General features: G+C 67.7%; 14 protein-coding genes. 10 read left to right on the top strand and 4 right to left on the bottom strand.

Going from position 1 to position 13,282, the window contains the following annotated elements; all coding sequences use genetic code 11:
- Window positions 1–79: 79 nt before the first annotated feature.
- From HQ312_RS15440 to HQ312_RS15430, 3 genes are read left to right on the top strand one after another with little or no spacing between them, the layout of a single operon-like run.
- On the top strand, window positions 80–1,477 hold the full coding sequence (locus HQ312_RS15440; RefSeq protein WP_056448361.1) for an aspartate ammonia-lyase: 1,398 nt from the start codon (window positions 80–82) through the stop codon (window positions 1,475–1,477).
- 7 nt (window positions 1,478–1,484) lie between these two features.
- The gene (locus HQ312_RS15435) at window positions 1,485–2,948 is read left to right on the top strand and encodes an amino acid permease (RefSeq protein WP_222639145.1); all 1,464 of its coding nucleotides are present in this window, start codon (window positions 1,485–1,487) and stop codon (window positions 2,946–2,948) included.
- Window positions 2,945–3,895: an asparaginase gene (locus tag HQ312_RS15430; RefSeq protein ID WP_222639144.1), complete on the top strand. Its 951-nt coding sequence runs from the start codon at window positions 2,945–2,947 to the stop codon at window positions 3,893–3,895. Before HQ312_RS15435 ends, HQ312_RS15430 begins: the two co-directional genes overlap by 4 nt.
- On the opposite strand, the gene HQ312_RS15425 is transcribed toward HQ312_RS15430, so the two are convergent.
- Window positions 3,879–4,433: a helix-turn-helix domain-containing protein gene (locus tag HQ312_RS15425; protein WP_056448549.1), complete on the bottom strand. Its 555-nt coding sequence runs from the start codon at window positions 4,431–4,433 to the stop codon at window positions 3,879–3,881. The genes HQ312_RS15430 and HQ312_RS15425 overlap by 17 nt on opposite strands.
- Window positions 4,434–4,507: 74 nt before the next feature.
- Here HQ312_RS15425 and HQ312_RS15420 point away from each other — a divergent pair, with 74 nt between their 5' ends.
- From HQ312_RS15420 to HQ312_RS15410, 3 genes are all read left to right on the top strand, one after another.
- Window positions 4,508–5,230, top strand: coding sequence for an AzlC family ABC transporter permease (locus tag HQ312_RS15420; protein ID WP_261782344.1), 723 nt, complete (start codon window positions 4,508–4,510; stop codon window positions 5,228–5,230).
- Window positions 5,227–5,538 carry an AzlD domain-containing protein gene (locus HQ312_RS15415; RefSeq protein ID WP_222639143.1) on the top strand — a complete coding sequence of 104 codons (312 nt, stop codon included), beginning with the start codon at window positions 5,227–5,229 and terminating at the stop codon, window positions 5,536–5,538. The genes HQ312_RS15420 and HQ312_RS15415 overlap by 4 nt, the downstream gene beginning before the upstream one ends.
- A gap of 187 nt (window positions 5,539–5,725) precedes the next feature.
- The gene (locus tag HQ312_RS15410) at window positions 5,726–7,087 is read left to right on the top strand and encodes a dicarboxylate/amino acid:cation symporter (RefSeq protein WP_056448351.1); all 1,362 of its coding nucleotides are present in this window, start codon (window positions 5,726–5,728) and stop codon (window positions 7,085–7,087) included.
- Here the strand turns inward: HQ312_RS15410 and HQ312_RS15405 are convergent.
- Window positions 7,084–7,512, bottom strand: a complete 429-nt coding sequence (locus tag HQ312_RS15405; RefSeq protein ID WP_222639216.1) for a hypothetical protein — start codon at window positions 7,510–7,512, stop codon at window positions 7,084–7,086. The genes HQ312_RS15410 and HQ312_RS15405 overlap by 4 nt on opposite strands.
- An 87-nt stretch (window positions 7,513–7,599) precedes the next feature.
- Here HQ312_RS15405 and HQ312_RS15400 point away from each other — a divergent pair, with 87 nt between their 5' ends.
- From HQ312_RS15400 to HQ312_RS15390, 3 genes are read left to right on the top strand one after another with little or no spacing between them, the layout of a single operon-like run.
- Entirely contained in the window at window positions 7,600–8,637 is a 1,038-nt protein-coding gene (locus HQ312_RS15400; protein WP_056448346.1) for a GTP pyrophosphokinase family protein, read from the top strand.
- Window positions 8,638–8,669: 32 nt separating this feature from the next.
- Window positions 8,670–10,943: an excinuclease ABC subunit UvrA gene (locus HQ312_RS15395; protein WP_222639142.1), complete on the top strand. Its 2,274-nt coding sequence runs from the start codon at window positions 8,670–8,672 to the stop codon at window positions 10,941–10,943.
- Between the two features lie 20 nt (window positions 10,944–10,963).
- Window positions 10,964–11,614, top strand: coding sequence for a DedA family protein (locus HQ312_RS15390; RefSeq protein WP_222639141.1), 651 nt, complete (start codon window positions 10,964–10,966; stop codon window positions 11,612–11,614).
- A gap of 122 nt (window positions 11,615–11,736) precedes the next feature.
- Here the strand turns inward: HQ312_RS15390 and HQ312_RS15385 are convergent, their stop codons facing one another.
- Complete coding sequence (locus HQ312_RS15385; RefSeq protein ID WP_027504928.1) at window positions 11,737–11,943, bottom strand: hypothetical protein; 207 nt, start codon at window positions 11,941–11,943, stop codon at window positions 11,737–11,739.
- Window positions 11,944–12,104: 161 nt separating this feature from the next.
- Here HQ312_RS15385 and HQ312_RS15380 point away from each other — a divergent pair, with 161 nt between their 5' ends.
- On the top strand, window positions 12,105–12,815 hold the full coding sequence (locus HQ312_RS15380; RefSeq protein WP_222639140.1) for an alpha/beta fold hydrolase: 711 nt from the start codon (window positions 12,105–12,107) through the stop codon (window positions 12,813–12,815).
- Here HQ312_RS15380 and HQ312_RS15375 read toward each other — a convergent pair.
- Complete coding sequence (locus tag HQ312_RS15375) at window positions 12,808–13,218, bottom strand: SRPBCC family protein (RefSeq protein ID WP_222639139.1); 411 nt, start codon at window positions 13,216–13,218, stop codon at window positions 12,808–12,810. The genes HQ312_RS15380 and HQ312_RS15375 overlap by 8 nt on opposite strands.
- Window positions 13,219–13,282 lie beyond the last annotated feature (64 nt).

Below are 13,282 nucleotides of genomic sequence, written 5' to 3'. Positions count from 1 at the left end.
AGATCACCGTTGACATCCACTGTGCCGTGGTTCACACTCGACCTGTCAGACAGCCTGACAGCAAGCGAAGGAGAACGCCGTGGCCGCCACCCGTACCGAGCACGACCTGCTGGGAGAGCGCGAGGTGCCCGCCGACGTGCTGTGGGGCATCCACACTCTGCGCGCCACCGAGAACTTCCCCATCACCGGACGACCGATCTCGTCGAACACCAAGCTGATCCGCGCGCTCGCCGCCGTGAAGTACGCGGCCGCGGCGGCCAACATCGAACTGGGTCTTCTCGACGAGGTGCGCGGCGACGCGATCCTGCAGGCCGCCCGCGAGATCCTGGACGGCCGGTGGCACGACCAGTTCGTCGTCGACGTGATCCAGGGCGGCGCCGGCACGTCGACCAACATGAACGCCAACGAGGTCATCGCCAACCGCGCGCTGGTGCTGCTCGGCCACCGTCCCGGCGAGTACGCGCACCTGCACCCCAACGAGCACGTCAACCTCGGCCAGTCGACCAACGACGTCTACCCCACCGCCTGCAACATCGCGACGATCCTCGCGGTGGCCGAACTGTCCGAGTCGATGCGCATCCTGCAGGACGCCTTCCGCGCGAAGGCAGAGGAGTTCCGCTCCATCGTCAAGATGGGCAGGACCCAGTTGCAGGACGCCGTGCCGATGACACTGGGCCAGGAGTTCGGCACGTTCGCCGTCATGATCGACGAGGACCGCGCTCGCCTCGAGGAGGCGTCACTGTTGGTGCACGAGATCAACATCGGCGCCACCGCGATCGGTACCGGACTCAACGCCGCCCCCGGCTACCGCGAGGCAGCGGTCCGGCACCTCCGCGAGATCACCGCACTCCCCCTCGTCAGCGCGACGGATCTCGTCGAGGCCACGCAGGACGTCGGTCAGTTCGTGCATCTCTCGGGAGTACTCAAGCGGTGCGCCGTGAAGCTGTCGAAGGTGTGCAACGACCTCCGCCTCCTCTCCTCGGGACCGCGTGCAGGGTTCGGCGAGATCGACCTGCCCGCAGTACAGGCGGGCTCGTCGATCATGCCCGGCAAGGTCAACCCCGTCATCCCCGAGGTGCTCAACCAGGTGGCCTTCCAGGTCATCGGCCAGGACGTCACCATCACGATGGCGGCCGAGGCAGGTCAGCTGCAGCTCAACGCCTTCGAGCCCATCATCATGGAGTCGCTCACCTCCGGCATGACGCACCTGGGTGCGGCCTGCCGGACGCTCGCGGACAAGTGCGTCGTGGGGATCACCGCGCACGAGGCCCACCTGCGAGACAGCGTCGAACACTCCATCGGACTGGTCACGGCACTCAACCCGCACATCGGATACCAGGCCGCCACCGAGATCGCCAAGGAGGCACTCGAGAGCGGACGTGGAGTCGCGGAGCTGGTGCTCGAACGCGGCCTCCTGACAGCGACACGTCTCGAAGAACTGCTCCGCCCCGAACATCTCGCGAACCTCCAGAACTGAGGACCCGATGACCACGACCACCGATCAGCACGGCGCCGACGACGCCCTCCACGCCGCCGAGAACGACGGCTATCACAAAGGCCTGAAAACGCGGCAGGTCCAGATGATCGCCATCGGCGGCGCCATCGGAACCGGCCTCTTCATGGGTGCAGGCGGACGTCTGGCGCAGGCCGGCCCGGCACTCGTCATCGCGTACGCGGTATGCGGGTTCTTCGCTTTCCTCATCCTTCGGGCGCTCGGCGAACTGGTGCTGCACCGGCCCACGTCCGGGTCCTTCGTGTCCTACGCTCGCGAGTTCTTCGGGGAGAAGGCCGCCTTCGTCTCCGGGTGGCTGTACTGGCTCAACTGGTCGATGACCGCCGTCGTCGACGTGACCGCCGTGGCGCTCTACATGAACTTCTTCGGCCGCTACTGGGACCCGATCGCGTCGGTACCGCAGTGGGTCTTCGCCCTCGCTGCACTGCTGCTGGTTCTGTCCCTGAACCTGGTGTCGGTCAAAGTCTTCGGCGAGCTGGAGTTCTGGTTCGCCCTGATCAAGGTGCTCGCCCTGGTGGCGTTTCTGTGCATCGGCCTCTACCTCCTCGTCAAGGGGACACCGAACCAGGAGCAGGGCCTGTCGATGATCGCCGACAACGGCGGGCTGATCCCCAACGGTCTGCTGCCCGCCGTCGTCATCATCCAGGGCGTCGTGTTCGCCTACGCCTCCATCGAGCTGGTCGGTACCGCCGCGGGCGAGACGCCGAACCCCGAGAAGGTCATTCCGAAGGCGATCAACACCGTCATCATCCGCATCGCGGTCTTCTACGTCGGGTCCGTGCTGCTGCTGTCGCTCCTGCTGCCCTACTCCGCCTACCGCGCGGGTGAGAGCCCGTTCGTCACGTTCTTCGGCTCGATCGGAGTCGAGGGCGCGGACACCGCCATGAACCTCATCGTCCTGACGGCGGCGCTGTCCTCGCTCAATGCCGGGCTCTACTCGACCGGTCGCATCCTCCGATCGATGGCCGCGGCGGGCAGCGCGCCGCGCTTCGCGATGAAGATGAGCAAGGCCGGCGTGCCCTACGGCGGGATCCTGCTCACGGCAGCGGTTACCCTGCTCGGAGTGGTGCTGAACGCGGTGGTGCCCGAGCAGGCGTTCGAGATCGTGCTCAATCTCGCCGCGCTCGGCATCGTCAGCGCCTGGGCCATGATCGTGTTGTGCCAGCTCAAGCTCTGGCACCTGTCGAAGGAGGGCGTGGTGACGCGGCCGTCCTTCCGGTTGTTCGGCGCCCCGTACACCGGCATCGCCACCCTCGTCTTCCTGGTGGTCGTCCTGGTCCTGATGGGCTTCGACTACCCGATCGGCACCTGGACGCTCGCCTCCCTCCTGGTCATCGTTCCCGCGCTGGTCATCGGCTGGCGCGCAGCGCGCCCGGGCATCGAGCGGCTCGCCCGCGAGCGCGCCCGTGCGGGAGGGGGAACGGTCGCCCGATGAGTTCACCCGCACTGCCGACGGTCGTCGTCCTGACCACCGGCGGAACCATCGCCAGCCGCGTCGGCCCCGACGGTGTCAGCACCACGGGCCGTCACGCCCACGACGTCCTGGTGGATGCCGGACTCCGCGTGGGAGTCCGGGTCCGAGTCACCGACGTCCTGTGCGTCGACAGTGCCGCGATGTCGCTCCTCGACATGGACACCGTCCGCGGCGCCGTCACCGCGGCGCTGCGTGACGACGCGGTGAGCGGTGTCGTCGTCCTGCACGGCACCGACTCCCTCGAGGAGACGGCGATGCTGATCGATCTCTCCCACACCGACGTTCGCCCCGTCGTGATCACCGGCGCCCAACGCACCGCGGACCACGTCGAGAGCGACGGCCCGCACAACGTCGAGTCGGCGCTCCGCGTGGCCGCCGATCCCGAGCGACGGGGCCACGGTGTACTCGTCGCCTTCGGCCCGCGCGTTCTCCGGGCCCGCGGGGTACGGAAATCGCACACGACCGCGCTCGATGCCTACTCCGGAACGCCGGCGGTGGACCCGGTTCCGCGGGAGACGCTGCCGGACAGTTCGATCGACGGGATCCGGGTCGACGTGGTCGCGCTCTACCCGGGTGTCGACGGACTCGTCATCGACGCCCTGCGGTCCGCCCGCACCGACGGGATCGTGCTGCAGGCGATGGGCGCGGGCAATGCGAACGCCGCCGTCGTCGACGCTGTGCACCGGTGTACCGATGCCGGTGTCCCGGTGATGTTGTCGACGCGGGTGCCGTCCGGCGGTGTCGTCACCACCTACGGCGGCGGCGGAGGGGGCGCCGACCTGGTACGTGCCGGCGCGGTGTCCGCGGGCGACCTCAGTCCCGCCCAGGCGCGAATCCTGCTGTGCGCGTTGCTGAGCAACCGCCTGCCGGTCACAGCGGATCTGGCCTCGATCAGTACTGCTCGGTGACCATCACCGCAGTCGTCCCGTTCTCGAGTGCCTCGAACACGTGGGGCACGTCGCCGGGGTACGACAGGTAGTCCCCCGGCCCCAGCTCCTCGGTCGCGTCCACCGGCCCGCACACCGCCCGGCCGGACGACACCACCACGTGTTCGATCACCCCGTGCATGTGCGGATCGGACAGCCGGGGCGTCCCCACCTCGGCGGCGAGCAGGTACAGGTCGCGGCGTGCGGTCGGTGGGCAGGACGACAACAGTGTCGCGGTGTAGTCGGACGACTCCGCCGCGATCGACGGACCCTCACCGCGTCGTACCAGGCGGACTTCCTGCCGCGGGGGTTCCACCAGGCGCGCGAAGGGCACGTTCAGGGTCACGCTCAGCGCCCACAGTGTTTCGACGCTGGGATTTCCCGTTCCCGATTCGAGCTGGGACAGGGTCGATTTGGCGATACCCGCGCGACGGGCCACCTCGGCGAGAGACAGTCCCGTTCGTCGACGCTCCCGGACGAGCGACGCGGCGATCGCGGCGATGGGTGCGCTGTCGGACATGACTGCATGATGCCACAGTGTTCGTCTCACACTCCCCTTGTTCGCCTTGACGAACGGCACCGCGACCGTTCACCATGAGCACCATGCGTTCGATATGGCGAACACCCCTGTGGCTCACGCTCCGGGACGACCCCGACGTGGCGGTGCGGGACATTGCCGTGGTGTGCCTGGCCGATGCCCTGGTCGGTGCCTCGCTCGGTGCGATCGCCGTCGCCTCCGATCTGCCGTGGTGGCTCCCCTGTCTCCTGTCGATCGCGGTCTTCGCGGGCGCCTCGCAGTTCGTCTTCGTCGGAGTGCTCACCGGCGGCGGCAGCGTTCTGGCGGCCGTCTCCAGCGCGCTCCTCATCAACGGCAGACTGCTTCCGCTCAGCTTCTCGGTGGCACCGCTGCTCGGGGAGCGACCCGCCGCACGACTGCTCGGGGCCCATCTGGTCACCGACGAGTCGGTCGCCTTCTCGATGGCCTCGACCACCAGGCGGGGCAGGACCCTCTCGTTCTGGTTCTGCGGCGCGTTCCTCTTCCTCGCGTGGAATCTGGGCGTGCTGGCAGGTGTGGGCCTCGGCGCCGGCGTGGAGAGCGCGGAGTCGCTCGGACTCGACGCCGCCTTTCCTGCCGTCCTGCTCGCACTCGTGATGCCCTCCCTGCGCGACCGCGTGACACGCATCGCCGCGGGTGTCGGCGCCGTGGTCGCCGTCGCCGCTGGGGTCGTGGTGCCCGCCGGCGTCTCCGTGGTGCTCGCCCTGATCGCCGTCATGCCGTTCGTGCTCCGACACGGGCGTAGGAACGACGCCTCGTGAGCACCGGGGCCATTCTCGCGGGTGTCGCCGCACTCGCCGTCGGCACGTTCGCGTTCCGCCTGATCGGGATCGCGCTGCGCGGGCGCCGGGAACTGTCCGTGTCGGCCGAGAAGTCGATGACCACGGCGGTCGCCGTCGTGTTCGTCGCCCTCGTCGCGACCTCGACGTTTCCCCGTGACGCGGGCCTCGCACTCCCCGCCGGGGTCCTCGTCACCGCTGTTCTCGCCTGGCGCAGAGCGCCTTTCGTGCTCGTGGTCGTCGCCGCAGCGGCAGTCACCGCGGGCCTGCGCTGGCTCGGCGTCAGCTGACCCGGGCACGGGCGTAGCATCGTCCGAGTGCCCTTGCTCCTGACCTCGCGTCGCTACGTCGACCTTCGCCTGCAGGCCAGCGCCATCTGTCGATAGACCGTGTTACTCCCCGGTCCACTCGTCCACCGCGCACCCTTTTTCTCGGCCGTTGTTCTCGGCCGCCCCAGCATTCTCGGAAGGCACCACCATGTCCGCGCCCAGCGCTGCCCCCACCCGTCGACTGCCGCACTGGCTCACGTCGTTCGGGCCCCAGATCGTCGCCGGGTTGATCCTCGGCGTCATCGTCGGACTGATCGCCCGATCCATGCCCGACGCCGCCGACGGCAACCCCAACTGGCTCGTCGAGACGGTGTCGACCATCGGATCGAGCTACGTCAAACTGCTCACCGTCGCCGTGGTGCCCCTCGTGTTCACGGCCATCGTCAGTTCCATCGCCAACCTGCGCGCCGTCACCAACGCGGCACGCCTGGCAGGCCAGACCCTGCTGTGGTTCGCCATCACCGCATTCATCGCCGTGATCGTCGGCATCATCATCGGGCTTGTCGCGCAACCGGGTTCGCGCACCGGCGTCTCCCCAGATCTCGGGAAGGAACCGTCGAGCACAGGGTCGTGGTGGTCCTTCCTCACCGGCCTGGTTCCCAACAACTTCCTCGCGCTCGGCGCCCGCACCAGCGAGACCGAGGGTGCACTGAGCACCACACTGAACTTCAACATCCTGCAGCTGCTCGTCGTCGCCGCGGCGATCGGTATCGCCGCGCTGAAGGTGGGCAAGGCGGCCGAGCCGTTCCTGACGTTCAACGCCTCTCTGCTCGCGATCGTGCAGAAGGTGCTGTGGTGGATCATCCGGTTGGCCCCCATCGGTACGGCGGCGCTCATCGCCAACGCCGTCGCCACGTACGGATGGGACGCGATCGGCTCACTGGGTGTCTTCACGGTCTCGGTGTACGTCGGACTCGCCATCGTGTTCTTCGTCGTCTACCCGATCATCGTTCGGGCGCACGGCCTCTCGATCCGCAACTTCTACTCCGGCGTATGGCCCGCAACGCAGCTCGGCTTCGTCTCCCGCTCGTCCATCGGCACCCTGCCGCTGACCCAGCGCGTCACCGAGCGCAATCTCGGTGTGCCCCGCGAGTACGCGTCGTTCGCGGTTCCGCTCGGCGCCACCACCAAGATGGACGGGTGCGCGGCCATCTACCCGGCCATCGCCGCGATCTTCGTCGCCCAGTTCTACGGCGTCGACCTCACGATCACCGACTACCTGCTCATCGTGGTCGTCTCCGTGATCGGCTCCGCGGCGACGGCGGGCACCACCGGTGCCACGGTCATGCTGACCCTGACGCTGTCCACGCTCGGCCTGCCGCTCGCCGGTGTCGGCCTGCTGCTCGCCGTCGAGCCGATCGTCGACATGGGTCGCACCGCCGTCAACGTCACCGGCCAGGCGCTGATCCCGGCCATCGTCGCCAAGCGCGAAGGCATCCTGGACCAGGAGCGGTTCGACGCCCCGCGCAACGGCGACCCGTTCGTCGACGACGTGGAGCTCGCGCGCTAACTCACGAACAGCGGCCCGCGCACGAAACCCACGATCGACACCAGTAGTCCGCCGATCTCGGTGGCCGCGAGCGCATACATGAACGCATGCGTTCCCGGCACCGGGCGGACGAACTGGTTGTCGGTGTCGCGCAGGAATCCGTGCACCACGTAGCTGACGATCGCAGCGACGAAGAAGAAGACGACAGCCCCCGACGCGACCAGATTCACCCACGTCGGCCAGGCACCGAAGTGCACCAGCGGCACCAGGACCAGAGTCGCGAACGAGTACATCAGCGCCGCCCGGTGAGCGATGTCCACGTACGGATGCGCCTGCCCGTTCTCGGACGTCGCCATCTGGCGAAACTTCCAGACGCCGAGGATCAACGCGGCCAGCAGGATCAGTGCGGACGCCAGGATCAGGAGCGTCGCGTCCCACTCGACCACGCGTGCGGGAAGGCCGGAGGCCGGTCGGGTCGGGCCGCTACGGAGCGTCACGCGAGCATTGGACCATGGTGGGGCAGAATCTCCACCATGCGCCCCACGTCGTCCCCACCCTCACCGTCAGGGCTGCACAGCTCCGTCGAGGAGTACCGCGCGCGGTGGGATCACTTCGCAGCGGCCACGGCAGCGCTGTCGGCCGCCGTCGAGACGTTCGTCTCCGAGGCGGACATCGACATCGACGCCGTCGAGGCACGTACCAAGTCCGTGGAGTCCGCTGCCGGCAAGTTCGCCCGCCTCCGCGAGGACGGGTCGCTCGAGTTCACCGATCCGCTCGCCGAGGTCACCGATCTCGTCGGGATCCGTGTCATCACGTATCTGACGTCGGACATCGACCGCGTCGCGGACGCCATCTCGAAGCACTTCGTGCTGCTCAAGACCATCGACAAGTCGTCCCTCGCCCAGGAGTCCGGCGTGTTCGGCTATGCCGGACGGCACCTCATCCTCAGTGCGGACGGCGACCGCGTCCCGGCGGGATGCGAGCAGTTCACCGGCCTCGGCTTCGAGGTGCAGATCCGCACCGTGCTGCAGCACGCCTGGGCGGAGATCGAGCACGACATCCGGTTCAAGAATTCCCGCACGCAGGGTTCGCCCACCATCGACCGGGCGTTCACGCTCGCGGCGGGGCTGATCGAACTCGCGGACGCCCAGTTCGAACTCGCCGATCGGCACCACAAGGAGAAGATCACGGAACTGCGCGCGGCAGATGCCGCACGCGGGATGGATCTCCAGCTCACCGCCGATCAGCTGCGCACCATCGTCACCGACCTCCTTCCCGACTACACCCCCAGTCGGAGTGGTCACTACGAGTGGCTGCTGACTCTCGTCAACGCGAACGGGATCACGACGGGCGCGGAACTCGAGGAGGCCCTCGACCCCGCACGAGTCGAGTACGTGACGGCGGCCATGGACTACCAGTACCGCCCCGGTCAAGTGCGGATGGTGGACGACCTCCTGCTGGACCGCTTCGGCGAGGCCCACATCGCGCGCACCTCCTCGCTCACCACCGAGCGTGACCGTCCGGGCAAGCTGCGCTACCGACTGAGCAAGTTGCAGGGCCAGTCCGGCTGACGGGTGTCCGCTCGGTCTGGTATCCCTACGGCGTGACGACGCCACCGAACGACGCTCTGTCCACCATCACCGTGCGCGGCGCGCGGGAGAACAATCTGCGTGACATCGACATCGATCTCCTCAAACGGTCGCTGATCGTGTTCGCCGGGGTCTCGGGGTCCGGCAAGAGCTCGCTGGTGTTCGACACGATCGCCGCGGAGGCGCAGCGGCAGATCAACTCCACGTTCAGCGCGTTCGCCCAGACCTTCCTGCCGTCCTACGGTCGGCCGGACGCCGATCTCATCGCCAACCTGTCGGCCGTCGTCATCGTCGACCAGAAGCGCCTCTTCGGCAGCCCTCGCTCCACCGTCGGCACCATCACCGACATCGGCGACTGGCTCCGCATGCTGTGGTCGCGCGGAGTCACCCCGTCCATCGGCTATGCCAACGCGTTCTCGTTCAACGATCCCGCCGGCATGTGTCCCGAGTGTGAGGGGTTGGGCGAGGCGAAGGTCATCGACATCGACGAGTTGGTGGATCAGTCGAAGTCGTTGCGTGAGGGCCCCGTCAAGCACCCGGACTTCCTGCCCGGCAAGTGGCCCTACCGGCTGTACGCGGATTCGGGACTGTTCGATCTCGACGTTCCCCTCGAGCAGTACTCCCCGCGCGAGCGGCACCTGTTCTTCGACGCGTCGCCCGGCGAGGTCGAGATGGTCAACCCGGACGCCGTGTTCAAGACGTACGAGGGGCTGCTCTCCCGGTTCCGTCGAAGCTATCTCTCCAAGGATGCCGACGCGTTGAAGGGCAAGTCGAAGGAGGCGTACGACCGTATCGTCACGCGGGGAGTGTGCCCGTCCTGCAGGGGAACTCGACTCAACGAGACGGTGCACGCCGCGACGCTCGAGGGACTCTCGATCCCCGACGCGTTCGCGATGCAGGTCTCCGACCTCGCCGACGTCATGGACACGTGGGCGCTCGGCGACCTGGACGGCCCACGCCGCGAGGTGGTGACACAGCTACGTCGACTGGTCGATCTCGGACTCGGGTACCTGAGCCTCGATCGTGCGACGTCCTCGCTGTCGGGCGGCGAGTCCCAGCGCATCAAGATGGTGCGCCACCTCGGCGCCACGCTCAACGACATGCTGTACGTCTTCGACGAGCCCACCACCGGGCTGCACCCGCGCGACGTGCACCGGCTGAACGACATGCTGATCGCGTTGCGCGACAAGGGGAACACCGTGCTCGTCGTCGAACACGACGCGGAGGTGATGGCCATCGCCGACCGCATCGTCGAGATCGGCCCAGGCGCCGGAAAGCACGGCGGCACGGTGGTCTTCGAGGGCACCTGGCCCGAACTGCGGCAGTCCGAGACGCGTACCGGGACGGCGCTGCGTCGAGACGGTCGATCGCGGCGCACCCCGCGCACTCCGAACGGGTGGATGCGCATCGAGAACGCCGACAGCCACAATCTGAAGAACGTGTCGGTGGACATCCCGCTCGGCGTTCTCGTGGCGGTCACCGGTGTCGCGGGCTCGGGCAAGTCGAGTCTGATCCACGGCCACCTCCGCGACGTCCGGCCCGACGCGGTGGTCATCGACCAGGCACCCATCCGCGGTTCGCGCCGCTCCTCACCCGCCACCTACACCGGACTGCTCGATCCGATCCGTGCACACTTCGCCAAGCGAACGGGACATCCCGCAGCGCTGTTCTCGCCGAACTCGGACGGGGCCTGCCCCGACTGTCAGGGCACCGGCATGATCTTCACCGACCTCGGCTTCACCGACCCGGTGTCGAGTACGTGCGAGACCTGCCAGGGTCGACGCTTCCGCTCCGGCGCGATCAAGCACACCGTCGACGGCGTCTCGATCGCCGACGTCTTCGACATGTCCGTCGACGAGGCCCGCGAGTTCTTCACCGTGAAGAAGGTGCGCGACGTACTCCGGCGGTGCAGTGATGTCGGTCTCGGTTATCTGTCCCTGGGCCAGAACCTGACGTCCCTGTCCGGCGGCGAGCGTCAGCGCCTCAAGCTCGCGACGGAACTCGTAGGCAACTCCCCGGTCCTGGTGCTCGACGAGCCCACCACCGGACTGCACTCGTCCGACGTGGACAACCTGGTCGGACTGCTGTCCGGCATGGTCGACGAGGGTCGGTCGGTCATCGTGATCGAGCACAACATGGACGTCGTCGCGGCCGCCGACTGGGTCGTGGACCTCGGTCCCGACGGGGGTCACGACGGCGGCGAGGTGGTGTTCACGGGCACCGTCGACGAGCTCGTTCTGGCCCGGACGCACACCGGCACGCACCTCGCGCGGGCTCTCGCGGAGTAAACCCCCGGTAAAGTGCGGGCATGAGCGACATCGTCACCGCTGCCGCAAGTACGGAACTGGGTGGAATCGCAGGCTGGGCCGTCAGCCTGATGGAGAGCATCGGCGGGCCGGGCGCCGGCATCGCCGTGGCCGCCGAGAACTTCTTCCCACCGCTGCCCAGCGAGATCATCCTCCCGCTGGCCGGGTTCACCGCGTCGCAGGGTGGCTTCTCCCTCGCCAGCGCACTGTTCTGGACCACGCTCGGATCGGTGCTCGGCGCTCTCGGCCTCTACTGGCTGGGCAAGAAGCTGGGCCGCGACCGGATGTACGCCGCCGTGGACAGGATGCCGTTCGTCAGCACGGACGATCTGACCAAGGCCGACGAATGGTTCGTGCGCCACGGCCGCTCCGCCGTGTTCTTCGGTCGGATGATTCCGCTCGTGCGATCCGGCATCTCGGTGCCCGCAGGCGTGTCCGCGATGCCGGTCCTGCAGTTCCTGCTCTACACGACGCTCGGCAGCCTCCTGTGGAACACGATCTTCGTGCTCGCGGGCTACTTCCTCGGGGAGAACTGGCACTACGTCGAGGATTACGCCTCGGTGTTCCAGTACGTCGTCATCGGGCTCATCGCGGTGGCGGTGGTGGTGCTGGTGACCAAGCGTGTCCGGCGGCGCCGACGGTCGGACGCCTGACCGCACCCGTCACCGGCCCCCGCACCGCCGCCTCCCCCGACCCCCCCGCGAGTACGCCGATATTGTCGTTGTGCGGCCCGCAATCACGACAGTTCGGACGTACTCGCGAGGGTGTGACTGCCCTACTGCGCGAGCGTCGCCGCAGCCTGGGCCCACAGAAAATACTTGTTGGTGCCGAGATCGCGCACCGTGGTGATGTTGAAGGCAGCCTTCAACTTCTCCGCATCGCCGTCGCTGACGCCCTTGAGGGCCGCGACCGGCGCGTCGGCCAGTTCCTCGATCGTCTTGTCCGCGTATGCCTTGTCGAACTTGTCGGCGATGCCTGCCATGATTTCCTCCTGACGACCGATGCGCCCGCTGCGCACCCCGGTCGACACTACGACTCGGGACTACTCGTGACCTGAGAGTGCGCTGAAAACACCGGCTGCACGATCATTTACGACGAACCGGACGTACTGCCACGTCAAGGAGACCCGGTAGCGTCGGCGCCATGACCCTCCACACCGCGGTGTTGCCGGGCGAACGTCGTCGAGCCACCGTGTTCCTTCATGGTCTCGGGTCGGCGGGTGTCGCTGCCTTCGGGACCGTGGCCGCGGGACTGGACGACCGCCTGCGGTTGCTCCCGGATCTGCTCGGATTCGGCGACAGCGCCGACGTGGCGACCGACGGCTACACCCTGGACGATCACGCGCTCGCCGTCGCCCGGATGCTGGATCAGCACGAACTCGTCGGACTCGACGTCGTCGGACACAGTATGGGTGGATCCATCGCCATCGTCCTGTCGCGGGCACGACCCGACCTCGTACGACGACTGACCGTCCTCGAGCCGAATCTTCTCCCCTTCGACGGCGAGGCGAGTGTCGAGATCGCGGGACAGTCGGAAGAGGACTTCGCAACACAGGGAGTGACGTCACTCATCGCCCGGGCCGACGCCGCGTGGGCGGAGACGCTTCGGCTGGCCGATCCGGTCGCGCTCCACCGCAGTGCTGTCGGCCTCTGTGTGGGCCCGCCGGACACCACCGTTCTCGACATCCTGCTCGCGTCCCACGTGCCGAGAACACTGCTGTACGGATCGAGGACGGGAGAACCCACGCACACCGGCCGGCTTCGTCAGGCTGGTGTCGAGGTCGTCGAGATACCGAACGCCGGGCACGTGATGATGGCGGACGATCCCGCTGCCGTCATCCAGTTGCTCAGGTGATCGATGTGCCGGAGCGAGGTCGGCCGAAGACCGCCCGCACGGACTCCAGATCAGCAGCGACGGCGGCGCAGTCCCGGTCGAACTCGTCGTCGGTCATGTCCAGTTGCCGAACCGTGAACACCACCTCGGCGCCGTCCGGATGGGCGAGCACCCGCAGCGGGTTGTTCACGACGGTGCCGTCGGGCAGCGTCACGTCGTGATCCAGCACCCCGAAAGCGTTGCGCGGGACGAACCGCACCCGGACCGTGCCCATCGGTGACTCGGCCAGCAAGTCGTCACCGTCGCGGGTGAAGCCCGATGCGAGTCCTGCGGCCCAGGCAGTGAGGTTGTCCACATCGGCCAGGTAGCCGTACACCGCCTCGGGCGGTGCCGCGATCACCACACTCACATGTCGACTGATCATCGTAGGAGCGTAGCCACCCAGCAGGCTCTCCGCGAGTACGTCCACAGTGTCGTGATCAGCGGCG

The sequence above is a fragment of the Rhodococcus sp. BP-316 genome, assembly GCF_019836105.1.
In the GTDB taxonomy this organism is placed as follows: domain Bacteria; phylum Actinomycetota; class Actinomycetes; order Mycobacteriales; family Mycobacteriaceae; genus Rhodococcoides.
This window is presented reverse-complemented; position numbering and strand designations above follow the sequence as displayed.